At 52.9% G+C, this 21,965-nt stretch carries 20 protein-coding genes; 12 read left to right on the forward strand and 8 right to left on the reverse strand.

Going from position 1 to position 21,965, the window contains the following annotated elements:
• Positions 1 to 7: 7 nt before the first annotated feature.
• Entirely contained in the window at positions 8 to 538 is a 531-nt protein-coding gene (locus CLV80_RS02835; protein WP_106354616.1) for an SH3 domain-containing protein, read from the reverse strand.
• 108 nt (positions 539 to 646) lie between these two features.
• Here CLV80_RS02835 and CLV80_RS02840 point away from each other — a divergent pair, with 108 nt between their 5' ends.
• Together CLV80_RS02840 and CLV80_RS02845 are read left to right on the forward strand one after the other, a co-directional pair.
• Positions 647 to 1,633 (forward strand): 2-hydroxyacid dehydrogenase, encoded by a 987-nt coding sequence (locus CLV80_RS02840; RefSeq protein ID WP_106354618.1) that lies wholly within the window; start codon positions 647 to 649, stop codon positions 1,631 to 1,633.
• A 99-nt stretch (positions 1,634 to 1,732) separates the two neighbouring features.
• Positions 1,733 to 2,953 (forward strand): hypothetical protein, encoded by a 1,221-nt coding sequence (locus CLV80_RS02845; RefSeq protein ID WP_106354620.1) that lies wholly within the window; start codon positions 1,733 to 1,735, stop codon positions 2,951 to 2,953.
• A gap of 15 nt (positions 2,954 to 2,968) precedes the next feature.
• On the opposite strand, the gene CLV80_RS02850 is transcribed toward CLV80_RS02845, so the two are convergent.
• Positions 2,969 to 3,622, reverse strand: coding sequence for an alpha/beta hydrolase family protein (locus tag CLV80_RS02850; protein WP_106354623.1), 654 nt, complete (start codon positions 3,620 to 3,622; stop codon positions 2,969 to 2,971).
• Between the two features lie 173 nt (positions 3,623 to 3,795).
• On the opposite strand from CLV80_RS02850, the gene CLV80_RS02855 reads away from it, so the two are divergent.
• Positions 3,796 to 6,297: a GcvT family protein gene (locus tag CLV80_RS02855; RefSeq protein WP_106354625.1), complete on the forward strand. Its 2,502-nt coding sequence runs from the start codon at positions 3,796 to 3,798 to the stop codon at positions 6,295 to 6,297.
• An 18-nt stretch (positions 6,298 to 6,315) separates the two neighbouring features.
• On the opposite strand, the gene CLV80_RS02860 is transcribed toward CLV80_RS02855, so the two are convergent.
• The 5 genes from CLV80_RS02860 to CLV80_RS02885 form a co-directional block, all read right to left on the reverse strand.
• Positions 6,316 to 6,621 (reverse strand): hypothetical protein, encoded by a 306-nt coding sequence (locus CLV80_RS02860; protein WP_106354627.1) that lies wholly within the window; start codon positions 6,619 to 6,621, stop codon positions 6,316 to 6,318.
• Between the two features lie 31 nt (positions 6,622 to 6,652).
• The gene (locus CLV80_RS02865; RefSeq protein WP_106354628.1) at positions 6,653 to 7,381 is read right to left on the reverse strand and encodes a GNAT family N-acetyltransferase; all 729 of its coding nucleotides are present in this window, start codon (positions 7,379 to 7,381) and stop codon (positions 6,653 to 6,655) included.
• A gap of 9 nt (positions 7,382 to 7,390) precedes the next feature.
• Positions 7,391 to 8,461: an NAD(P)/FAD-dependent oxidoreductase gene (locus tag CLV80_RS02870; RefSeq protein WP_106354630.1), complete on the reverse strand. Its 1,071-nt coding sequence runs from the start codon at positions 8,459 to 8,461 to the stop codon at positions 7,391 to 7,393.
• On the reverse strand, positions 8,458 to 9,390 hold the full coding sequence (locus CLV80_RS02875) for an aldo/keto reductase (protein ID WP_106354632.1): 933 nt from the start codon (positions 9,388 to 9,390) through the stop codon (positions 8,458 to 8,460). Before CLV80_RS02875 ends, CLV80_RS02870 begins: the two co-directional genes overlap by 4 nt.
• Before the next feature lie 533 nt (positions 9,391 to 9,923).
• Complete coding sequence (locus tag CLV80_RS02885) at positions 9,924 to 10,154, reverse strand: hypothetical protein (RefSeq protein WP_106354638.1); 231 nt, start codon at positions 10,152 to 10,154, stop codon at positions 9,924 to 9,926.
• A gap of 169 nt (positions 10,155 to 10,323) precedes the next feature.
• Here CLV80_RS02885 and mgrA point away from each other — a divergent pair, with 169 nt between their 5' ends.
• The 6 genes from mgrA (at position 10,324) to CLV80_RS02915 (ending at position 16,324) form a co-directional block, all read left to right on the forward strand.
• On the forward strand, positions 10,324 to 11,379 hold the full coding sequence (gene mgrA / locus CLV80_RS02890; protein WP_106354640.1) for an L-glyceraldehyde 3-phosphate reductase: 1,056 nt from the start codon (positions 10,324 to 10,326) through the stop codon (positions 11,377 to 11,379).
• Positions 11,376 to 12,971, forward strand: coding sequence for a glycoside hydrolase family 43 protein (locus CLV80_RS02895; RefSeq protein ID WP_106354642.1), 1,596 nt, complete (start codon positions 11,376 to 11,378; stop codon positions 12,969 to 12,971). Before mgrA ends, CLV80_RS02895 begins: the two co-directional genes overlap by 4 nt.
• Positions 12,968 to 13,798, forward strand: a complete 831-nt coding sequence (locus CLV80_RS02900; RefSeq protein WP_106354645.1) for a TolB family protein — start codon at positions 12,968 to 12,970, stop codon at positions 13,796 to 13,798. The genes CLV80_RS02895 and CLV80_RS02900 overlap by 4 nt, the downstream gene beginning before the upstream one ends.
• 60 nt (positions 13,799 to 13,858) lie before the next feature.
• Positions 13,859 to 14,455 (forward strand): nicotinate-nucleotide adenylyltransferase, encoded by a 597-nt coding sequence (locus tag CLV80_RS02905; protein ID WP_243394379.1) that lies wholly within the window; start codon positions 13,859 to 13,861, stop codon positions 14,453 to 14,455.
• Positions 14,452 to 15,921 carry a D-alanyl-D-alanine carboxypeptidase/D-alanyl-D-alanine endopeptidase gene (dacB, locus tag CLV80_RS02910; protein ID WP_243394380.1) on the forward strand — a complete coding sequence of 490 codons (1,470 nt, stop codon included), beginning with the start codon at positions 14,452 to 14,454 and terminating at the stop codon, positions 15,919 to 15,921. The genes CLV80_RS02905 and dacB overlap by 4 nt, the downstream gene beginning before the upstream one ends.
• Positions 15,922 to 16,021: 100 nt before the next feature.
• Complete coding sequence (locus CLV80_RS02915; protein WP_106354652.1) at positions 16,022 to 16,324, forward strand: hypothetical protein; 303 nt, start codon at positions 16,022 to 16,024, stop codon at positions 16,322 to 16,324.
• A gap of 64 nt (positions 16,325 to 16,388) precedes the next feature.
• On the opposite strand, the gene CLV80_RS02920 is transcribed toward CLV80_RS02915, so the two are convergent.
• On the reverse strand, positions 16,389 to 16,808 hold the full coding sequence (locus CLV80_RS02920; protein ID WP_106354654.1) for a tellurite resistance TerB family protein: 420 nt from the start codon (positions 16,806 to 16,808) through the stop codon (positions 16,389 to 16,391).
• A 108-nt stretch (positions 16,809 to 16,916) separates the two neighbouring features.
• Here CLV80_RS02920 and CLV80_RS02925 point away from each other — a divergent pair, with 108 nt between their 5' ends.
• The 3 genes from CLV80_RS02925 (at position 16,917) to CLV80_RS02935 (ending at position 21,964) form a co-directional block, all read left to right on the forward strand.
• A complete protein-coding gene (locus CLV80_RS02925) occupies positions 16,917 to 18,482 on the forward strand; it encodes a lysine--tRNA ligase (RefSeq protein WP_106354656.1) in 1,566 nt (521 codons plus the stop codon).
• A 166-nt stretch (positions 18,483 to 18,648) separates the two neighbouring features.
• Positions 18,649 to 20,937, forward strand: coding sequence for a glycosyl hydrolase family 28-related protein (locus tag CLV80_RS02930; RefSeq protein WP_106354658.1), 2,289 nt, complete (start codon positions 18,649 to 18,651; stop codon positions 20,935 to 20,937).
• Between the two features lie 259 nt (positions 20,938 to 21,196).
• Positions 21,197 to 21,964, forward strand: coding sequence for an urease accessory protein UreD (locus CLV80_RS02935; protein WP_511261308.1), 768 nt, complete (start codon positions 21,197 to 21,199; stop codon positions 21,962 to 21,964).
• Position 21,965 lies beyond the last annotated feature (1 nt).

Raw genomic sequence — 21,965 nt, forward strand, 5'->3', positions numbered from 1 at the left:
CGCTAGTCTATTCTCTGATCTCGGCCTCGGCGACCCCCCAAAGCACAGATTTTGGCGTCCACCCACGGTAGCCACCTGCGCTCAGCTCACACCATGAAGGCGTGCAATCGCCCAGACGGGCAATGACCCCGTGTTCAAGGACTGCATTTTCGGTGGCGTCTTCTGACGGCCTTGAACGAAGAGGCGTATTATCTCCGTCGATCAACACCGTCCGTACGCCTGACAACATTGTGTAATGGACCCACCCGCCTTGCCCGTCACGGTCGATGACCCGGCGCCAATGCCCATATTCGGCGATGACCTGTAGCGGCATGTTGCGCCGCTGGAATACCCAATCAATGCGGTGTGAAAGGGATGGTCCGCGTCTGACATTCGCTTCGGATGCCTTTAGCGAAACAAAACGCGGCATTGGAAGGTTCGTTTCAGGCCCAAGCGCAGGCGCATCATTGATATCTTGCGCGAACGCCGTACCCGCAATGACAACGCTTGCGGCCAAAGCAAGTCGAACGATGCGAAACCAGTGCACCAAAGTACCCATTGTTTGTCCTTAACTGCTCAAAATTGGCGCGCGGTTCTTGTGCTGCGCGTCCCTTTGGCGCAACCTGACACGGAATAGATAATTTGGAAAGCCACGGGAGGGCTCACCATGTCAGGCAAGCGGTTAAGTGTTGTTGTGACGCGACGGTTACCTGATGTCGTCGAAACCCGCATGAAAGAGCTGTTTGACGTAACACTGCGCGCCGACGACACACCAATGACCACTGATGAATTGGCCGACGCCATGGCAAACGCTGATGTTCTGGTGCCGGCGATCACCGATCATATTGATTCAAAGCTGCTTGCTCGTGCGGGTGACCGTTTGAAACTGATCGCGAACTATGGTGCAGGTGTTGACAATATTGATGTCGCCACTGCCCGCGAGCGCGGCATTCACGTGTCAAATACACCCGGCGTTGTGACCGAGGATACCGCTGATATGGTCATGGCGTTGATTTTAGGTGTGAGCCGCCGCTTGGCCGAAGGCCTGCGTATTGCGCAATCAAATGATTGGCAAGGATGGTCTCCGACTGCGATGATGGGGGGGCGCATTCGCGGCCGCAGATTGGGCATTCTCGGAATGGGGCGGATCGGTCAGGCTGTCGCACGTCGGGCGACCGCATTTGGAATGGAAGTCAATTATCATAATCGGAAACGGCTTCGCCCCGAGATCGAAACCGATTTACAGGCGACCTATTGGGAAAGCCTTGATCAAATGGTGGCACATATGGATGTCATCTCGATCAATTGCCCGCATACACCTTCGACGTTCCACCTGATGAATACCCGTCGTCTTAAGCTAATGAAATCGGACGCTGTGGTTGTGAATACTTCGCGGGGTGAAGTGATCGACGAAAACGCATTGACACGGATGTTGCGCGCTGGGGAAATAGCGGGTGCTGGGTTGGATGTTTTTGAACGTGGGCATGAAATTAATCCACGGTTAAAGCAGCTTCCGAACGTTATTTTGCTACCTCATATGGGGTCTGCGACTGTGGAAGGCCGTATTGAGATGGGTGAAAAAGTTATTGTTAATATTCAGACTTTTGCGGATGGGCATCGCCCCCCGGATCTGGTTGTACCTGCGATGCTATGACGTTAGCATGATTACGAAAATTGGCATTTTTTTTGATGTGCCTTTTGTTTTCGCTACGTGTTTTATTATACTTTTGACAAACTCTAGGAATGGCGCGCTATGCGATTTTCGTTGGCTCTTATTGGTGTTGCAATGGTTGTGGTTGCCGCTGCAATCGTCTTCACTTTCAAAATCGTTTGGGACGATTATGTCTATAATCAACGTTTGATCAGCGTAGAGGTGACAGCGCCAGATGGCTGGAATGTCGTTCCTTACCTGTCCGAACACGGCGAGACGGTCGTCGCCGAAGCGTTTGCACCACGTGATGCACCTGCGACTACGACACAACGGCTTCTTCGTCATTACGCTGATATCAGTGAGGATGTAACTGCGGGTGCGGTTTGGACGTTTATGCGCGAAGACGAACGTATCGTGCTAAGTTTGGTTTTTGGCCCGCATCAACCGCCTAAGCGAGACAATATATTTTCGCAAATGAAACTCGCAACCGCTGCTCCGCCAAAGCCCAACCTTGACGTTGAGGTCGCAACGGTTGCAGGAGCGCCGCTAATTTTAAAACCTCGGACCTCTTCGGTTCCCGGTAACCCATTTCCTGAGCCTGTTAGTTATCGGCGGTTTACGATGCGTTTAGGTGATGAGGAGGTCGACGAAGTTCTTGATATTAAAGTGCTGACCAATAGCACGGATGCTGCAGTCGCTGCGGCCATTATAGGGGTCGATCTTGAGCGCGCAAATCAACTTTTGCCGGCGCCTGACCCAAATGTTTCAGTCTCATTGGGTATTGTGTCAGATGCGCCGCTCGCGACATCTGTGCCGGAACCTACGATTGCGTATCGCGCTGCAGAGATGCTTGAGAATGGTCATGATTATGGAGCACCTTGGACAGAAGCCCTACAGCGTGTGAAGTCGGGCGAAATTATGGATTGGACGACGTTGAATGCCGAATATCCAGATCAAATTCATGATGCCCCTTTTGAGCTGTTGACGGTCTTGGACAACGGTACGGAAGAAAACACCGCACGCTACTTTGCTTCTGCGATGATCGACAGCGGTCGCGATTGGAACGATCATGAGTATTATATTTTGACAAAGGTTGCTGATATCGCAACCGCGCAAAGTGACCTAGCACAGTATTTGTCGGGTGATTATGAGGTTGCCCCAGAGGTGTTAGCGCTGATCGCCGGTTTGCCCGAAACACGCGCGATTGAGCCTACCTCAACAGCTGATGTTAATGCGCGCCCGTCAGTATCTAGCGGATTTGGGCAATCGTCCCGTTGTCGTATCGAAAATGGTGTGCGTCGCTGTTCCGTAGGGGGCAACTAGGCGCGGCCAGATTATTTATGAGCCTGCCCAATGCGTGGGTAGTCTTCCTGTGATTTGCCCGACTTCCACTATGTCGCGATAGTGACTCATCTTATGTGCAAGAAATCGATGTTTAGGATTAGGCAGTAGCGCGGTGACTTGGCCCACATGGTGAAACGCGCCGGGCAGGTTTGGTACAACGTCGTCTTGGCGATTTATTATCAAACACATCTTGCCGTTTTTGATCGGGCCACGTGTATGGCGGGGACGAGGTGCAGCAAAGCCAATTCCGGGCACCCCATAGCTTTTGGTCAGAACTTGTGCGGCTGCCGCCCCCAATGAATGCCCTATAATGAATGTCGGCGTTACCCGTTCTTTGATCAACCAATCTGCGACCACGGCGGCGTATGCCAGAAAACCTTGATGCCAGATTGTCCCTGATGACCCTTTGGCGAGGCTATCATCGCTGAGCTTTAGTCGTTTGTGTCCCAAAAGCAGGGGCCGTAAATTATATCTCAGATAGTCACGGACAGAGTTAGACCCCGGCAACAGCAGTATATTGCCTTCTAGAAGGTGTGCTTGCACGTCATGATGAGGGCAAGATCGCATCACGCGTGGGCTCACAATGTTGATGCTGTTATAACTTGCTTCTGCCAGTTTTCCGGCATCTTCGAGAGAAAATTGAACCATTTGTTTTATCCATTTTTGACGTAATAATGTTATCGTCTGGTTCGCAGTGTAGCATAAAACCGGAACCTTTACGTCTTGCTGTCGCAATTGCACGATGAGGCGTCGGCTAGTTCTGTCGTTAATGTTTAGTTTCGCGCAAATTGAACGCAAGAATAGTAAAGGGAGTCGCGCTTATGAAAACGCATGTCAAAGCATTGGTCGTGGGCGGTGGTGCCGTCGGGACATCCATCGCATATCACTTGGCTAAGGCTGGTTGGGATGATGTGATGTTGTTGGAGCGTGATGAACTTACATCTGGTTCGACTTGGCATGCGGCGGGCTTGCTGCCCTATTTCAACATGTCTTACGCGTCTAGCCACATCCACGACTATTCGATCAAGTTCTATAAAACGCTTGAAGAAGAAACCGGACTAAACCCCGGTTTTTCGGTCGTTGGTAACCTGCGCATGGCACAGTCACAGGCGCGTATGGACGAATATATGCTGTATGCGACGACTGCAGAAACCGTCGATATTCCCTATGAGTGGATGACACCTGATCAAATCCGCGAACGCTGGCCATTGGTTCGGACCGAAGACTTGGTTGGCGCGATCTTCCATCCGACCGATGGTTACATCAACCCAGCCGACGTCACGATGGCCATGGCCAAAGGTGCACGTCAGCGCGGTGTCACGATTGAACGCCGCTGGCAGGTTGATGGCTATCATTGGACCGGGGACCATTGGGATGTCACCTGCACAAAGATGGTCGAAAAAGGCGGAAACTTGATCCCATCCGACGAACAGATTGTGATCCACGCAGAACACGTTGTAACCGCAACAGGTAACCACGCACAGCGCACAGCAAAGCTACTGGGTATCAAGACACCCGCGATTCCCGTCGAACACCAGTTCATCGTGACAGAACCTGATCCGGCGTTGGTCGAGTGGCGCAAACAGAATGGCGAACACCCGGTTCTGCGCGACGTTGATGCCCGTTGGTATGTGCGCGAAGAACGCGGCGGCTGGATTTTGGGACCATATGAGGACGGTGCGCCATCACGGTTCCGGTACGGTGTGCCTGATAGTTTCCGTGCCGATCTGTTCCCGCTGAACCTTGAACGGATTGAACAAGAATACATGGACTTTATTCATCGTATTCCATCGACCGAAGAGGTAGGCCTTAAGGATGATTTCAACGGTCCAATTTGTTACACGCCAGACGGTAACCCGCTGATCGGCCCTGCGCCGGGTCTGCGGAATATGTGGCTAGCTGAAGGGTTCTCATTCGGGATTACGGCTGGCGGTGGTGCTGGTTACTACCTTGCGCAAATGATGGTCGAAGGCGAAGCCGAGATCGACATGGCGAGCCTTGATCCTAAGCGTTACGGCGATTGGATGACGTCCGAATATGCGACCGTCAAAAACGAAGAAACCTATCCGTTCTTGCTGAAACTGCACTGGCCAGACGAAGAACGCCCAGCAGCACGTCCGTTGCGGACATCGCCCGCCTATGATCGCCAAGCCAAACGCGGCGCGCAATTTGGTCAGGTCAATGGTTGGGAACGGCCTAACTATTTCGGACCCGTGGATGCGCCTACGAACTTTGACGAAGAAACCAATTCGTTCCGCCGTGGCGGCTGGTGGCAATATGCCGTCGAAGAAGCAAAAGCGATCCGCGAGGGTGTTGGTCTGATCGACGCGACAGCATTCACCAAGCACATCGTTAAAGGCCCCGGCGCGGAAGCGTTCCTCGATTGGTTTACCACAAACAAACTGCCAAAAGTCGGTCGGATTAACCTGACCTATGCACTGACTACTGCTGGGACGACACGCACGGAATATACGATCGTGCGGTTGAAGGATGATGAATTCTATCTGGTCTCTGCCGGGGCGTGGACTGAATACGATAGTGATTTCTTGCGCAAAGCGATTGAAGACAAAGAACCTGAGTTTGGTCGTATCGAAGTGCAAAACGTTACAACGCAATGGGGCGTGTTCGCCATTGCTGGCCCCAAAGCACGTGATGTGCTGAAGGATGTGATTTGCGACGCTGATCCTGAAACGGCACTGTCGAACAAACGGTTCCCTTGGCTGTCGGCCCGTCAGATCGAGTTGGGCATGTGCCCGGTGAACGCGATCCGCGTGGCCTATACGGGTGAGCTGGGCTGGGAATTGCACCACCCGATTGAAATGCAGAACTACCTGTTTGATCTGCTCGAAAGAGCTGGTGAAAAACACGGGATGAAGCTGGTCGGCGCACGTGCGCAAAACTGGCTGCGTCAGGAAAAATCTTACCGTGCGTTTGGCACCGAACTGGGCCGTGATGCGACCCCGCTTGAGGCTGATCTGCCGCGGTTTGTTGATCTGTCCAAAGAGTTCCATGGCAAGGCAGAGATGGAGAAGATCGGTATCCGGTCTACATGCGTGACGCTTTTGATCGACGGTCCAGACGATGCTGACCCGTGGGGCCGCGAGGCATTGTATGATATGGATGGCAACCGTGTGGGGCGTCTGACCTCAGGCGGCTATTCAGTGGCGTTCGAGAAATCCATCGGCATGGGCTATGTCAAACCCGGAATGGATGTCGTTGGTACCAAGCTTCAGGTCAAAATGTTCGATAAATTATGGCCCGCCGAAATTGTCGAAGACAGCCCTTACGATCCGAAAAACGCCACGATCCGTATCGACGGCTAACATTTACGCAAGCGCTGTCTAACCACGCCAGCGCTTGCGTAACCGGTGCCATGTCCAGCGACCACGCACGATGAGGGTTGCTAGTGGCCCTTGTAGTGCCGGGATATCAATCGCAAGCAAGAGCATCCCAACCGGGATCATCCAAAGCCCAAGTACGGGCAGGATCGCAAGGCAGCCGCCCACAATCAGAACAAGCGCTAAAAATAGACGCACAACGAACCAGCCGGGCTGGCGCAATCGTTCTATCCAAGGGGCCAGCTCAGCCACGCGATGAAATTCGCGTTCGAACCGCTTGCGGCGTGTGACGGTTTTGTCTTTTTCCATGCTGCTCTAATTGGCGATCCCGTGGGGATATTCAATCGGGGGGATTGATTTTTGACGATGGCATTAAGTCTGACAAGCGTTGGCGCTGTTGTCCATTCGCGTCAAAATTGTCAGGTGCCAGCCAAGTTTGAAAGGCGTGTTCAACGTTCGGCCAGTCTTGGTCGAGTATCGAAAACCATGCGGTATCGCGGTTGCGTCCCTTATAGATGGTCGCCTGTCGAAACAGCCCGTCATAGCTAAAGCCAAGTCGCTGTGCCGCGCTGCGGGAGGGTGCGTTTAACGCGTCACATTTCCATTCGTACCGCCGGTAACCCAGTTCGCCCATGGCACGTTTCATCATCAAATACATGGCTTCGGTTGCGGCAGGGGTTCGTTGAAGCGCTGGCGCAAAAGTAATAAACCCGACCTCAACCACACCATTAGCTGGATCAATTCGAAGGAAGCTCGCGACTCCAACTGGGCGACCGGTATCTTTGGCGATGATTGTGAAATACAGCGGGTCTTGGCTAAGATGCGCGGTTTCGACCCATGCTGCATAGTCCTGGGCCGATGCAAATGGTCCCACAGGCATATATGTCCACAGCGTACCAGTTTTATCAGCATCAAAGGCCGCGAAGAGCGCGTCGCTATGCGCTAAATCAAGCGCGATAAGGTCGCAGTACTGTCCGCACATTGGTGTTTTGGGAATAGGTGCACAGCCGGTCCATTCGGGAACTGGTTTACCGATAGGCTGCCCCTGCGGGTTTGTGGTATGTGTCATTGTGATCTTTCAGGAAAAACGTGCGGGTGATAGCGCGGCAACGGCGTCTGCTGAAATGGCAGGGGTGCGGTTGGCAACTAAATCAGCAAGTAGCTGGCTCGCGGCGGGGGCTGATTGCATCCCATATCCGCCTTGTCCTGCACACCAGATAAAACTGGTGTCGTTGCTGTCTGGCCCGAGAACGAGCGTCCGGTCTGGTGAAAATGTGCGCATTCCGGCCCACGATGACAAGAGACGGGTCACGGACATGGTTACGTTTTCTTCGAACCGCGCGATACCTACGGCCAGCACCATATCATCGGCATATGTATCGTGCGGCGTCACAAGGTCTTCGTCTGCGGGTGAAACGATTAATGCGCCTGCATCAGGTTTAGAATACCATGTTTCACCTGCGGCAAATACCATGGGCCAAGTGCTGACGTTCATGCCTTCGGGGGCGGGAATACGGGCCATTGAACGACGAAGCGGAGTAAAACCAAGTGGCATAATGCCTGCCATTTTCGCGATAACATCGACCCACCCGCCTGTGGCATTCACTATGTTTTTCGCCTCATAGGTGTTTGATACGGTTGTCACCGCCCAACCAAAATCGGTACGTTTTATGTTAGTAACGGCGGATTTCGTTTGAATGATTGCCCCATTTTTACGGGCCAATTTGGCGAATGTCTGATTCAGTCTATCCGTGTCGATGTCTTGGGCGCGGTCATCATAGCCGACTTGCGTAACCACATCGGGATCAAGAATGGGAAGACGTTCTTGGGCCTCTGATATGGTTAGCCGGTTAAGCTTCATTTGGACAAAGTCGGTGTTGAATTCTGCCGTATTCCTATCATTTCCGACCAGCATAATCCCGCGAGGGCTCAGCACTTCAGCGTCTTTGTGAAAACCATAAGACGCTTCATTCAAAGCGATGGTTGATGGCTTTCCATAGTTGCGTTCAAACAGGGCAGCAGATCGTCCCGACGCGTGATAGGCAAGGGCGCTTTCGCTTTCCAGTACTGTGACGCTGCCAAGCTCTGACAGACGTGCAGCAGCTGATAACCCAGCGATGCCACCTCCTATAACTAGAAAGTCGATCATGCTTCTTCCAATCTATCGGTTGCAGGTGCAGGGGTTACACTGAGCGCCGTGATCCGCGCGTAAAGTTCGGGCGACATTTCAAATTCATTTGCTGCCAGTGACGGTTCTAACTGTCTGGCCGATCTGGCTGATATGATAGGGCTGGGTCGCGTAGGGTGGGTCTTGACCCACGCAACTGCAAGTGTCGCGGGATCAGTGCCTAATTCGGATGCAAGCCCTGACAATGCCTTTGCTGTGTCATGCATCCATGCTTGGTCATAGCGCGCTTGGTATCGTTCATCTTCAGTCAGTCGACCCGTGCCGCCATTTGCGTATTTGCCCGTCAGCAACCCGCCCCCAAGCGGGGAATACGGAATAACTGCAATGTCTTGGTCCTGCGCCATCGGGAAAATTTCGACCTCGGATTGACGTTTGACGAGGCTGTACATGGGTTGGATCGCGTCGATTGTTGTACCCAGTGAATTCGCAACGGTTTGGGCTTTCATCACCTGCCATGCAGCATAGTTCGACACGCCGATGTAGCGGATAACGCCTGCGCTTTGAAATTCGGCCAAGGTGCTAAAGGTTTCTTCAAGCGGTGTCTCTGGATCAAATCTGTGTAGGTATAGCAGGTCGACCGCGTCTTGGTTTAGCTGCTTGCGGCTGCGGTCAAACTGTTCTGTGATGTTTCTATGCCCCCCGCCGCCAGTATATCCGACTTTTGTGGCAAGAAATATTTCGTCTCGTTGTTGTTTGATCATGCCGCCTAGGATGGATTCAGAGTGACCAGCCGTATATCCTACAGCGGTGTCGAAGTGGTTTATCCCGATGGTGCGTGCCGCATCGAACATGGCACGGCTTTCGTGGGCGTCGGCTGTGCCGCCGAATTGCATGGTTCCAAACGTGAGGGGCGATACGGGCGCGCCATTGTGGGTGCAAAGTTGTGTCATAAAAATACTGTTGCATGGCTTTTCATTCATGAAAAGCACGGGATTGTACCCGTAACAATCAGTGCTGCTGTCCTGCCAATGCGTGGCAGGACAGGGGGATTATTCTGCCATCGCAGATGCGTTATCGGTGATCACGTATGAACAGGCATGGCATGCCTTTGCTCCAGTTTGATCGAACCACCGACAGGTGGCGCGAATGGGGCAGGCGGGCAGCCCATCTGATTTAGATAAATTGAAACCCTCGATATGTGTAAGCACGCGATCAATGACTCCGCATCGATTGCCTGTCCACTGGCTGCACCCGTTGGTTGCGCAATGGCTTGAGAAACGCATTCGTTGTTCTGGCGGGCCTACTTGGCTTGCAGTTGTGATAAATTCATCATCGACCGCCATTGCAGTGCGTAGGTTGTGAATGCGTCCATCGGCACCTTTGACCCCCAGTAATTTGGCACCTGGTTCGCACCGTGCGCTGGGGCAGCTACGATCTACCCCAGCGTTTATGGAATCCAAAGTGCCCCTTTCAGGGCGGCCCATCACAAGCCTCCAAGCCGTTTTCCAAGGTCTGCTTCGATTTGAGAAATACGATCAAGGTCAGGGTGTAGAATAATGCCCCACCATTCGCGTGGAAATTTGACGGCAAAGGGTTTGTCAAACCCCAGCCGCGCAACATGTTTAAGGGCTACGGACTGCAGTTCATTTTGAAGTTGCAGTTGATCTTCTTTGGACATCGGCATTTCGCCAAGGTCGATCGCAAAACGTGCCATGAGGACACTCCTTTGTTGCTAAAGTTTATGCCGCTAAAAATAAGATGCAGCAAAAGCAGTGTAGCACACGGCAGGGTTGATATCGGGTCAGGTTTTCCTGACTGCCCCGTTGACATCCCACCAGAGGCGTGTTCGCTTGCCACGTAAACGTTATAGGGGAGGATAACACATGACATATGTTCCAGCAGAAAACCGTTACGAAAAGATGGTGTACCGCCGTTGTGGGGCGTCTGGTGTCAAGCTTCCAGCGATCTCGCTTGGACTTTGGCATAACTTTGGGCACGACACACCGCATGATACAAAACGTGCGATTTGTCGGACGGCATTTGACAATGGCATTACGCATTTTGACTTAGCGAATAACTATGGTCCGCCGCCGGGTTCTGCCGAGCACGCGTTTGGGTCGATCTTGTCAGAGGATTTCAAAGGTTACCGCGATGAGCTGATTATCAGTTCCAAAGCAGGCTACGACATGTGGCCCGGCCCATATGGTGAATGGGGCAGCCGCAAGTATTTGATTGCCTCATGTGATCAGTCGCTCAAGCGGATGGGTTTGGATTACGTCGATATCTTTTATTCGCACCGTTTTGATCCAGATACACCGCTTGAGGAAACGATGGGTGCATTGGATTACATCGTGCGGTCGGGTCGTGCGCTTTATGCGGGGATTTCTTCGTACAACACAGAACGCACCCGCGAAGCCGTCGCGATTTTGGAAGATCTGGGTACGCCCTGTCTGATCCATCAGCCGTCTTACAACATGCTAAATCGTTGGGTCGAACGTGATGGGTTGAAAGATACGCTAAAGGACTTGGGCGTTGGATCGATTGCGTTCACACCGCTTGCCCAAGGCATGCTGACCAAGAAATACTTGGGTGGCATTCCCGAAGACAGTCGCGCAAGCCAAGGCAAATCGCTTGCGCCAACCATGCTGACCGAGCGTGCGATAGAGAACATTCGCAAGCTGAACGAAATTGCCGAAGGCCGCGGTCAGACATTGGCGCAGATGGCAATTGCTTGGGTCTTGCGCGGTGGTGGTATCACGACGGCGCTAATTGGTGCATCGAAGCCGAGCCAGGTTGAAGACTGCGTCGGTGCAATTAACAATCTGGACTTCACTGCTGATGAACTATCGCTGATCGACAAATATGCTGACGAAGAGCAGATCAATCTTTGGGCCAAATCAGCCGAGCAAACGCAGGGTGCTGCGGAGCGCAAGAAATGATCCAGAACCCGATCTTGCCCGGTTTTAATGCTGACCCTTCGTTTTGTCGGGTTGGCGAGGACTACTATATCGCTGTTTCCACGTTTGAGTGGTACCCCGGCGTGCAAATCTATCATTCGCGCGATTTGGTGAATTGGGATCTGGTTGCGCGTCCGCTCAACCGTGCCGCGCTTTTGGATATGCGCGGCAATGGCGATAGCTGCGGGATATGGGCACCTTGCCTTTCGCACGCAGATGGCAAGTTTTGGTTGGTTTATACTGACGTCAAGCGGCTGGATGGTGGGTTCAAAGATGCGCCGAATTATATCACCACATGTGAGACGATTGATGGTGAGTGGACCGATCCTTGGTATGTGAATTCGAGCGGATTTGATCCGTCACTGTTTCATGATGACGACGGCCGCAAGTATTTCATGAATATGCAATGGAACCATCGCGGTCCCGGCACGGGCGGAAACCCTGCGCACGCGTCGTTTGACGGAATCTTGTTGCAGGAATGGACACCTGAAAAGGGGCTGTTTGGTCCGGTTAAGAATGTATACGCAGGCACGCCACGTGGCCTTACCGAAGCGCCGCATATCTTTAAACGGAATGGTTACTATTACATGACAACGGCTGAGGGTGGCACTGGCTACAACCACGCTGTGACCTTGGCACGTTCACGCGATATTTGGGGGCCGTATGAAAACCACCCAGATTTACATGTGATCTGCGCGGAAGGGTCGGATGGACCAATTCAGCGTACCGGCCATGGTCAATATGTCGAAACCCATTGGGGTGGTCTTTACCATACGTTTCTGATGGGGCGTCCATTGGAGGGGCCGCATGGTCCATTTTGCGCCCTTGGCCGAGAGACAGGTATCGAAGAAGTCGAGTGGCGCGACGACTGGATGTATCTCAAGGCAGGGGGCATGGTCGCCCGCGTTGAGGTCGAAGCACCGGTTGATGCCAAACAACATGCGCCTGTGCCAGTGTTGCGCCAGCTTGGTGGAAAGCTACCGCCAGAGTTTCAATGGCTTCGGACACCGGAAACCGGTCGTATTTTCCGCGAAGATGATGATGCGCTGGTTTTGATTGGGCGTGAAAGCATCGGAAGTTGGTTCGAGCAGTCACTGGTTGCTCGTAGGCAAGAACACCACGCGTATCGCGCCGAAACGACGGCCGAAATTGTCGCCGATACCTATCAGCAGGCTGCGGGTTTGACGACTTATTACAACCGTCACAAGTTTCACGCGGCGTTGGTAACATATGCGGAAGGTGTTGGGCCGGTTCTGACAATAATGTCATGTGCTGGAGACTGGCCTGAATGTGCGCTGACATTTCCAACAGAAGACGTGCCGTTAAAGCGTGGTCCAGTTGATCTGCGCGTTGATGTGAACGGAGCAACGCAGCAGTTCTATTATCGCCAAGGGGGCGATTGGGTTGCCTTTGGTCCTGCGCTTGATGCGTCGGTGATATCGGACGAAGGCGGGCGCGGTGAACACGGATCGTTCACGGGCGCGTTCGTTGGGATGGTTGCATTTGATACATCAGGTCAGGGCAAAGAAGCCCGGTTCACCCAGTTCGATTATCTTCCGGGAGAGGTGGGTTGAAACCCACCCTACGGAGCCAGCTTTGTGTTTACACATTGCACAGCGGGGCGGTAGAGGTCCTGCTGGACCATCCGGGGCATATTGAAGCGCCCAATTGGCATCCAGATGGCTATCTGATTGTGAACGGCGGTGGGCAGATTTTTCGCGTGCCGTTGGAGGCGCCAACCTTGCATTCCATCGATACGGGATTTGCAACTGCCTGCAACAATGATCACGGCGTTTCGCCTGATGGAAAGACACTGGTCATAAGTGACAGTCGTCGCACGGATGAAAGTTGTATTTATACCGTGCCGATTGGTGGCGGGGTGCCCGCATGCGTGACCAAGGAGACGCCGTCCTATTGGCATGGATGGTCGCCTGACGGTGCGACATTAGCGTATGTCGCGAAACGTGGTGGGCCTTTTGCGCTTTATACTTGCCCGGTCGCCGGTGGGGTTGAACGTTGCATCACGGATGCCTTCGATCATGTTGACGGGCCCGACTATACGCCTGATGGCCAATGGATTTGGTTTAACGGTGAACGTAACGGTCAGGTTGACCTATGGCGGATCAGGCCAGATGGAACAGATCTCGAGCAGATGACCGATGATGAAGCGGTGAATTGGTTTCCGCATCCATCGCCCGGCGGTGCCCATGTGCTTTACTTGGCATATCCAAAGGATACCCAAGGGCACCCCGGAGAATTGGACGTCGAGTTGTGTTTGATGCCAGCATCCGGCGGTTCAGCTAAATGCATTGTTCGTCTGTACGGAGGACAAGGTACAATCAACGTTCCGTGTTGGGCCCCCAATAGTGAACAATTTGCGTTCATGCGTTTTGTGCCCTGACGGGGCTTTACTTTTACAGCGGACCTCGGCTTTTTGCCTTTGGGTAATAAAGGAAGTGGTGTGTACGGATTTCCAGTCGCAAAATCTGGTCAGGTGATTGGCCTGCTTGGTGGATCGTTTGATCCACCGCACGAAGGCCATGTGCATATTACCAAGGCGGCGCTGAAACGCTTTGGGCTGGATCATGTCTGGTGGCTTGTCAGCCCGGGAAATCCGCTTAAGAAAAATGGGCCTGCGCCGTTAAATGAACGAATTCAGGCCGCGTCAGCCATGATGCAGCACCCGCGTGTTCGCGTGACCGGTATCGAAGCGCAGCTGGGCACGCGGTACACAGCGCAAACCTTGCAGGCATTGCAGCGGCGGTATCCGGGGGTGCGTTTTGTATGGCTGATGGGGGCTGATAACTTGGCGCAGTTCCATCACTGGCAGGATTGGCGGTGGATTATCGATAACGTGCCAATCGGCGTGATCGCGCGCCCCGGTGATCGCATCGCCGCACGGCTGTCTAAAGCCGCGCGTATGTATGCCCAATCAAAGGTTCCGAGCACAGCAAGCCACATGATTGGACGTTTGCCAACGCCCGCGTGGTCGTTTGTGAATCTGCCAATGTCTAATCAGTCCTCGACGGCTATTCGTGCGCGGGGTGAGTGGAAATGAAACTGACCAGACGCACGATGCTCTCCGGGTTGGCTTCGAGCTATGCAACTGGCGTCAGCGCCGAAGCGCCGATGTCATCGCTGCGGCCCGTCGCCCGCCCAAGCTATCAGACAATTACGGAACGAGCGATTGCGCAGTCAGGTCTAAGCGGTGAAATTGCCATAGTCCTATCCAACGCAGATACGGGAGAACTGATCGAAGCGCATAGTCCAGATGTACCGCAGCCGCCTGCCAGCGTAACCAAAGCCGTCACCGCGCTTTATGCACTGGAACATTTAGGCCCGATGCATCAGTTCGAGACGACGATATACGCTGATGGTACTGTGACGGATGGGGTATTGGACGGGAACCTGATCTTGGCAGGTGGTGGTGATCCGAATCTGGTGACCGATGATCTTGCGCAGCTGGCGCAGCGCCTAAAAGACACAGGTCTTACCGAGGTAAAAGGCGACTTTTTCGTCTGGGATGATGCGCTGGTGAATTTAGATGAAATCGATAGGACGCAGTTAGATCACCTTGGATATAACCCGACCGTAACCGGATTAAACTTGAACTTTAATCGCGTGCATTTTGAATGGAAGCGAGACGGGGCAAATTACACCACCGCGATGGATGCCCGCAGTGCAAATTACCGCCCAGTGGTGACGACGTCGCGGATACGAATAGCCGATCGCGCCACGCCTGTTTTTACCTATCGTGATCTTGGTGATGTGGATCAGTGGAGCGTCGCAAGGTCTGCACTGAATAACGGTGGGTCACGCTGGCTGCCTGTGCGCCACCCAGCGCTTTACGCCGGAGAAGTGTTTGCCACATTTGCGCGCAGTCAGGGTATCGTGCTGAAGGCACCCGCAGAAATTGCTGTTTTGCCATCGGGTGTCGCCACAATGGTGTCGTTCCAAGGTGCGCCTTTGACCGACCTCATGCGGGCTATGATGCGTTATTCGACCAATATTACAGCCGAGGTTGCCGGGCTTGCGACCACGACCAAAGACACTGGTCAAAAATGGGGGCTACAAGCGTCTGCCGCACGCATGTCGCGCTGGGCGCGGCGGCGCGTTGTCGGTATTAGCCCCTATTTCGCGGATCATTCCGGGTTAGGTGATGCATCGCGTCTTAAGGCTTCTGATATGGTTCGCTTTTTGACCGCGCCTGACGTCGCTCGGACACTTCGGCCGATAATGAAAGACATTCCTGTGGTAAACACAGGGGGCGATGTTATCCCAACAGCCCAAGGTGCGGTTCAGGCCAAAACCGGGACTTTGAATTTCGTATCAAATTTGGCAGGATATTTGCGTGCTGCTGACGGTCGGAACCTTGCTTTCGCGATTTTGGCGGCCGATGTTCCGGCGCGTGAACGTGGCAAGATAGACGGAAGCGAATCACCGCCCGGCGCACGCCAATGGAACCGTGCCGCAAAGGCGCTTCAGCAGGAACTTTTGCGTGGATGGGCAACGCGGTTATCATGATGCGCAAGAATTTTTGGAACTTTATGACTTGTGATGTGTTCATTTCCTGAAAGCGCTTGATTGCTAATTCGGCAACAGCGCACAGAAAAGGAGACATGAAATGAAGACGGGCATGACCGTTATAGGTGTGGTTCTTGCGGCTGTGATCGCAGTATTTGCGTATTATATGATCGATATCGATCAGACCCAAGAAGGCGCACTTCCAGACGTTGACGTATCTGTTGAAGGTGGCGCGTTGCCAGAGTTCGACGCTGACGTAGGCTCAATCGAAATGGGTCAAGCCGAAGTCGAGGTTGAGGTGCCTGATGTCGAGGTCACGACAACCACTGAAACCATCGAAGTACCGACGATTTCTATCGAAGCACCGGAGGATGATGGTGTGCTCGATGACGACGAATCTTAATAGTTTTACTTTTTAAATCGTGTGACGGCCCCGAAAGGGGCCGTTCTTTTCGTGAATTGCCGTCTTAAAGCGTTAAGTGACGCGCGCGCGCACCGCGTTCAATCGCGGCTGCATGTAGCCTATCAAGGTCAAGCTCTTCACGAATTTCTTCAAGCATCCGCCCTTCTTGTTCGTCAATAAGCCCGTCGGCTGCGGCAACGTCGCATGAAAGCGCATATGCTGTTTCAAACAGGCGGTCAGGAAGAGCGTCGCGGATCAGGCCGAACAGCGCCTCGAGCCCGTCTTCGGGTTCAAGCAGTTCAAACACCATTTTTGACATGCGGGGCAAGCGTTCGGGATCATATCCTGCAAACACAGGCAGCATGTTAATCGCGTTGCTGATTTTTACCAATTCTGATGTGCGGATATTTTCGTCCGATGCCGATACGGCAATCATAAGCGCCACAAGGGCGTCTTGTGCGGTCAGCGGTGCGTCTTCGGTCATGGTGTTTCCTTTGTGTTTGTTACCCATTTATTGACGCTGACCCCGTGTCGCAATAGGGAGTGCGCTAAGTAGGCACCATGGGGGTGCTCTTTAGACGTGAGAAATATCATGACCAATTTGCGCGACGCGGCGATGACATCCAAGGCTTGGCCTTTTGAAGAGGCGCGCCGTGTGCTCAAACGTTACGAAAAGAAGGACCCTGAAAAGGGGTATGTTCTGTTTGAGACAGGTTATGGTCCGTCAGGTTTGCCCCATATTGGTACCTTTGGCGAAGTAAGCCGTACAACGATGGTGCGCCGCGCATTTGAGATTATCTCTGATATCCCGACTAAGCTGCTGTGCTTTTCTGACGATATGGATGGCATGCGCAAAATTCCGGGCAACGTGCCTGATCCAGCGGCGTTAGAGCCATTTATCCAAAAGCCACTGACCGCTGTGCCAGATCCATTTGGAACACATGGCAGTTTCGGCGATCACATGAACGCCCGTTTGAACAACTTTTTGGATACGTTTGGGTTTGAGTATGAATTCGCGTCGTCGACTGATTATTACACCAGCGGCAAGATGGATGACATTCTTCTGAAAGCGGCTGAAAAATACGATGACGTCATGGCGATTATGCTTAAATCGTTGCGCGAAGAGCGTCGGCAGACCTATTCGATCTTCTTGCCGATCAGCCCGACTACGGGCCGCGTGCTGTATGTTCCCATGAAAGAAGTCACCAAAGACGGTATGATTACTTTTACAGATGAAGACGGCACTGACGTGACCCTTCCTGTGACTGGCGGGAATTGTAAGTTGCAGTGGAAGCCAGATTTTGGCGCGCGCTGGGCAGCTTTGGGTGTTGATTTCGAAATGTACGGTAAAGATCACGCCACAAACACTGCGATTTATGGTGGTATCTGTCGAGCGCTGGGTGGCCGGCCACCTGAGAACTTTACCTACGAATTGTTCCTTGATTCAGAAGGCCACAAAATTTCTAAAACGTCTGGCAACGGTCTGACGATTGACGAATGGCTGACATATGCGTCCACCGACAGCCTGTCGTACTTTATGTACCTCAAGCCAAAGACGGCAAAGCGGATGCACTTTGATGTGATCCCAAAGGCGGTTGATGAATACCATCAGCAGCTACGCGCGTACCCAGACCAAGATGATAAGGGTAAGCTGAACAACCCCGTGTTCCACATTCATGGTCATAACGTGCCTGCGTCTGACATGGTTGTTCCGTTTGCGATGTTGCTGAACCTCGCGTCTGTTTCTGGTGCTGAAGACAAAGAAACTCTTTGGGGATTTATTCAGCGCTATGCGCCTGATGCATCCGCTGAAAAGAACCGGCAGATGGATCACGCTGCAGGATTTGCGGTGCGTTATTACAACGACTTTGTGAAGCCGACCAAAGTGTATCGTGCGCCAACTGATCAAGAACGCACCGCCATGGAAGACATGGTTGCCCGCCTTAAGGTTTGGGATGGTGGCTTAGATGCAGAAGCGTTGCAATCCATGGTCTTTGCTGTTGGCAAAGAACATAATTTTGATCCGCTGCGTAATTGGTTTACCGCATTGTATGAGGTGCTGTTGGGTGCATCCCAAGGGCCTCGTTTTGGTGGTTTTATCGCGCTTTATGGCGTCGAGGAGACGATCAACCTCATTGAAACACAGCTGCAAGCCTGAGTTTCATCACGACGATTTCAAAGGCCGGGTTTGCGCCCGGCCTTTTGTGTTGCAACCCCCACCGTTACGGTGGTGTCAGGGCTGATTTAGCAGTTTCACGTACCTCTTTCGCAGCGGTGCCGCATGACGCGGGACCAACATGCACGCTGCCAGAGAAGGTATTTTCATGAACAAAGCGATTACAGACGGAATTGTATTTCAACCGCTGCCATTCTCGGCAGGTTTGGGTGTTTGGTCCAGCGGTGACGGCACACCGGGGTCCGACACATACGCGATCAGTGGATCGGGTGTGTTCGTCGCGGCCGACGCTGATTTTGCTGGGTGTCTCGAGGTACTGAAAGTCGATCCAACAGCGCGCGTACGCTATATGGGCGAAACCCCCATCATCGCCGGTTGTTATTTACGTGTGACCGCGAAGGTGAAAGCAATTTCTGGGCCGCTTCCTGCTGTTCGTGTATCGGGTTGGGCCGGGCAGGCGGGCGGGGCACCTGTTGCTGGGTTGCCTGCATTTGGGCCTGCGACACAGCTGACCAATTATGGACAGGTCGTCGAAGTCAGCGCAATCATTGGCACAGGTGACCGCACAGGCGTCGATATGCTTTGGAGCGGTGCTGACTATGGGCACTTTGGGATTGATTTGACTGGCCTGACCGGCGGTGTTGTTCGTGTCGACGACATTCAGATTGAAGATGTCAGCAGCGTTTTTACGCGCGATCTGTTGTCGCTAGTTGATGTTAGGGATTTCGGAGCCAAGGGCGATGGTGTCACGGATGATAGCGCCGCATTCGAGACCGCAGACGCTGTCGCCAACGGCCGCACTGTCATGGTGCCTGCTGGGGACTATCGTCTAGCAGATAACGTCACGATGGAAAATCACGTTAAATGCGAAGGCCGTATTGTGCAGGATGCGCAGTACCGTTTTATTTTGCAGCGCGGTTATAATTTTGATGCTTACTTAGGTGCATTTAAAGACGAAGAAACCGCATTTAAAAAGGCCTATCAAGCGCTAATTAACTTTGCCGATCATGAATCGCTTGATTTGTGCGGGCGACGCGTTTCGCTGTCTGAACCTGTGAATATGCAAGCCTGTGATCCGTCCCGGACAGTATACGCCACGCGTCGTGTCATCCGTAATGGGCAATTTGAACCAGTTGATGGCGTTGCTTGGGATGCAGATGTTGTGACATCGCAGGCCAGCTATAGCGCGGCGGACGAATTGACGCTGACCGATGTGGTCGACATTGCAACCATTCCCGTGGGGGCATTGGTCGAAGGCAATGGGGTAGGGCGCGAGGTTTATGTGCGTTCAATTAATGTAACGGACCGTACCATTACGCTTAGCGCGCCATTGTTCGACGCTGAAGGCAGTCAAAACTTCACCTTCACGCGGTACAAGTATTTGTTGGATTTTTCGGGCTACGAGAAGCTAAGCCAGTTTGTGTTAGACGATATTGAATTTCAGGGCAGCGGGATCGCCAGTGGTATTATGCTTGCGCCGGCAGGCCTTACGTTTCATTTACGCGATTGCTTTATCAACAAGCCCAAAGATCGGGGTTTGACGTCGCCCGGACGCGGTTGTCAGGGGATGATGCTTGACCGTTGCCAGTTTATTTCGGCAGAGCAACCGCTTCCTGTGTCACAAAGGGTAAGTATCGGGTTCAACGCAAATGCAAACGATGTAAAAATTCGCGATAATAGGGTAAACCGTTTTAAGCATTTTTGCGTTTTAGGCGGTTCAGGTACTTTGATTACCGGCAATCATTGGTTTCATGGCGATAATGAAACATTGGGGGTCCGCAAGGGTGGCGTCATTCTAACTTCACCAAACCCCAAAAGCATTTTCACTGGCAACTATTGCGACAACAATTTTATCGAATGGACCAATGAACACAGCAGTGACCCGTCGCTGGGTGCCCAATTTTCCTTTGGGGGACTTACCATTACAGGCAACATCTTTTTGACCAGTGATGTGGCGTCATGGGCGAATTTCATTGTGATTAAGCCATATGGTCCAGGTCACTACATCAACGGGTTTGCGGTTGTGGGGAATGTGTTTCGATCTTCCAATGGACAGATCGACCGGGTTGAACGCGTTGATACAACGTTTGCTGACTTGGACTATGGCCGCACGCGTGGGCTCGAATTTCGGGGGAATACGTTCCACAATGTGCACGAACCCGTTTCAAATCCTGCGACCCTAGACCACGACCAAGCCACAGAGGCACTGACATGGGTGATGGAAACGGGCACTGCACTACCGTTCGACGGGCACGCCAAGTTCGTTGATACGGTTATGCCGGATGGGGCGATTAGCAACAGTGTAGGCACACGCATTCACGAAATGCCTTGGGCCGAGGGTAGCCAAGGGGCTGATAACCGATCGGTGCATTTGAATTGGGGCACGGCGGTGAAGGGGAGTGTCCGGTATCAAGTCCGGATGGATACGCCATATTAAGCTAAGTTTACAGCGGGTCAAAGGGGCGTCATCGGACGCCCTTTTTTGTATTTAAGCTCCATGCATGCCTAACTTTTGGGCGTTTGATGGTGGTAGTGTGAAAACTTGAGCGTTTTTTCTGGTGTGCTCTGGTGTCACCCCACGTTTATTTGGCAGTTTGATCTTCGAAACATCAAATGACTGAGGCCACCCAATAACCTACGCTGCAGAAATCAATGTTGCGAAAGCTGCGCCCTTGGCCCAGCGCGCCCAAGGCGCGTTGCAGCTTAGGGCGAAGCGGCGGGGTAGGGATTCAGTCATTGCTGATCTACGCCAAGAGGGATCCTTGAAGGCGCTATTTCCGAGGGTGCACAGCGCGGCGTTGGATGCCGTGTTTCTGAATACTGCGGGTGGTTTGACTGGCGGTGATCATATGCAGTTTGATGTCACTGCTGATGAAAACGCGCATATCACTCTTTCATCTCAAGCGGCGGAACGTGCGTATCGAGCTCATCCGGGTCAAGTGGCGCGTTCAAATGTAACTTTGCGGGCGGCGTCCGGCGCACGCATTGACTGGCTGCCCCAAGAAACCATTTTGTTTGAGAGTGCGGCGCTGGATCGGCAGATGAATATTTATCTGGCTATCGGTGCTGCTGCATTGATCGTTGAGCCAATTATATTTGGTCGCGTCGCGATGGGCGAGGTTGTTCGCACTGTCCATTTTACTGACCAATGGCGCGTCTGGCGTGACGGGAGGTTGGTGTTTGCTGATGCAGTTCGGATAATCGGCGATGCGCAGGCCCAAATGGCACGTGCGGCGATTGCAGACGGTGCAGGTGCGATGGCAACGGTTCTGTTAGCAGGCGCGCAGGCTGAAGCCTTGGCGCGCAGTTTGACGCTTCCTGAAACAAGTGGCGCAAGTCTGATTGCTGATGACTTACTGCTGGTCCGGTTGTTGGCCGAAGATGGCTTTGCCCTGCGTTGTCAGCTTATTCCTGTTGTTGAGGCGCTATCGACCGCGCCCATCCCCCGTGTTTGGAGACTATAAA

The organism is Yoonia maritima, from assembly GCF_003003285.1.
Lineage (GTDB): Bacteria > Pseudomonadota > Alphaproteobacteria > Rhodobacterales > Rhodobacteraceae > Yoonia > Yoonia maritima.

Excerpts from the sequence above, each read along its gene's own strand:
- CLV80_RS02835 (WP_106354616.1), bottom strand. The coding sequence starts at position 538 with ATGGGTACTTTGGTGCACTGGTTTCGCATCGTTCGACTTGCTTTGGCC.
- CLV80_RS02840 (WP_106354618.1), top strand. The coding sequence starts at position 647 with ATGTCAGGCAAGCGGTTAAGTGTTGTTGTGACGCGACGGTTACCTGAT.
- CLV80_RS02845 (WP_106354620.1), top strand. The coding sequence starts at position 1,733 with ATGCGATTTTCGTTGGCTCTTATTGGTGTTGCAATGGTTGTGGTTGCC.
- CLV80_RS02850 (WP_106354623.1), bottom strand. The coding sequence starts at position 3,622 with ATGGTTCAATTTTCTCTCGAAGATGCCGGAAAACTGGCAGAAGCAAGT.
- CLV80_RS02855 (WP_106354625.1), top strand. The coding sequence starts at position 3,796 with ATGAAAACGCATGTCAAAGCATTGGTCGTGGGCGGTGGTGCCGTCGGG.
- CLV80_RS02860 (WP_106354627.1), bottom strand. The coding sequence starts at position 6,621 with ATGGAAAAAGACAAAACCGTCACACGCCGCAAGCGGTTCGAACGCGAA.
- CLV80_RS02865 (WP_106354628.1), bottom strand. The coding sequence starts at position 7,381 with ATGACACATACCACAAACCCGCAGGGGCAGCCTATCGGTAAACCAGTT.
- CLV80_RS02870 (WP_106354630.1), bottom strand. The coding sequence starts at position 8,461 with ATGATCGACTTTCTAGTTATAGGAGGTGGCATCGCTGGGTTATCAGCT.
- CLV80_RS02875 (WP_106354632.1), bottom strand. The coding sequence starts at position 9,390 with ATGACACAACTTTGCACCCACAATGGCGCGCCCGTATCGCCCCTCACG.
- CLV80_RS02885 (WP_106354638.1), bottom strand. The coding sequence starts at position 10,154 with ATGGCACGTTTTGCGATCGACCTTGGCGAAATGCCGATGTCCAAAGAA.
- mgrA (WP_106354640.1), top strand. The coding sequence starts at position 10,324 with ATGACATATGTTCCAGCAGAAAACCGTTACGAAAAGATGGTGTACCGC.
- CLV80_RS02895 (WP_106354642.1), top strand. The coding sequence starts at position 11,376 with ATGATCCAGAACCCGATCTTGCCCGGTTTTAATGCTGACCCTTCGTTT.
- dacB (WP_243394380.1), top strand. The coding sequence starts at position 14,452 with ATGAAACTGACCAGACGCACGATGCTCTCCGGGTTGGCTTCGAGCTAT.
- CLV80_RS02915 (WP_106354652.1), top strand. The coding sequence starts at position 16,022 with ATGAAGACGGGCATGACCGTTATAGGTGTGGTTCTTGCGGCTGTGATC.
- CLV80_RS02920 (WP_106354654.1), bottom strand. The coding sequence starts at position 16,808 with ATGACCGAAGACGCACCGCTGACCGCACAAGACGCCCTTGTGGCGCTT.
- CLV80_RS02925 (WP_106354656.1), top strand. The coding sequence starts at position 16,917 with ATGACCAATTTGCGCGACGCGGCGATGACATCCAAGGCTTGGCCTTTT.
- CLV80_RS02930 (WP_106354658.1), top strand. The coding sequence starts at position 18,649 with ATGAACAAAGCGATTACAGACGGAATTGTATTTCAACCGCTGCCATTC.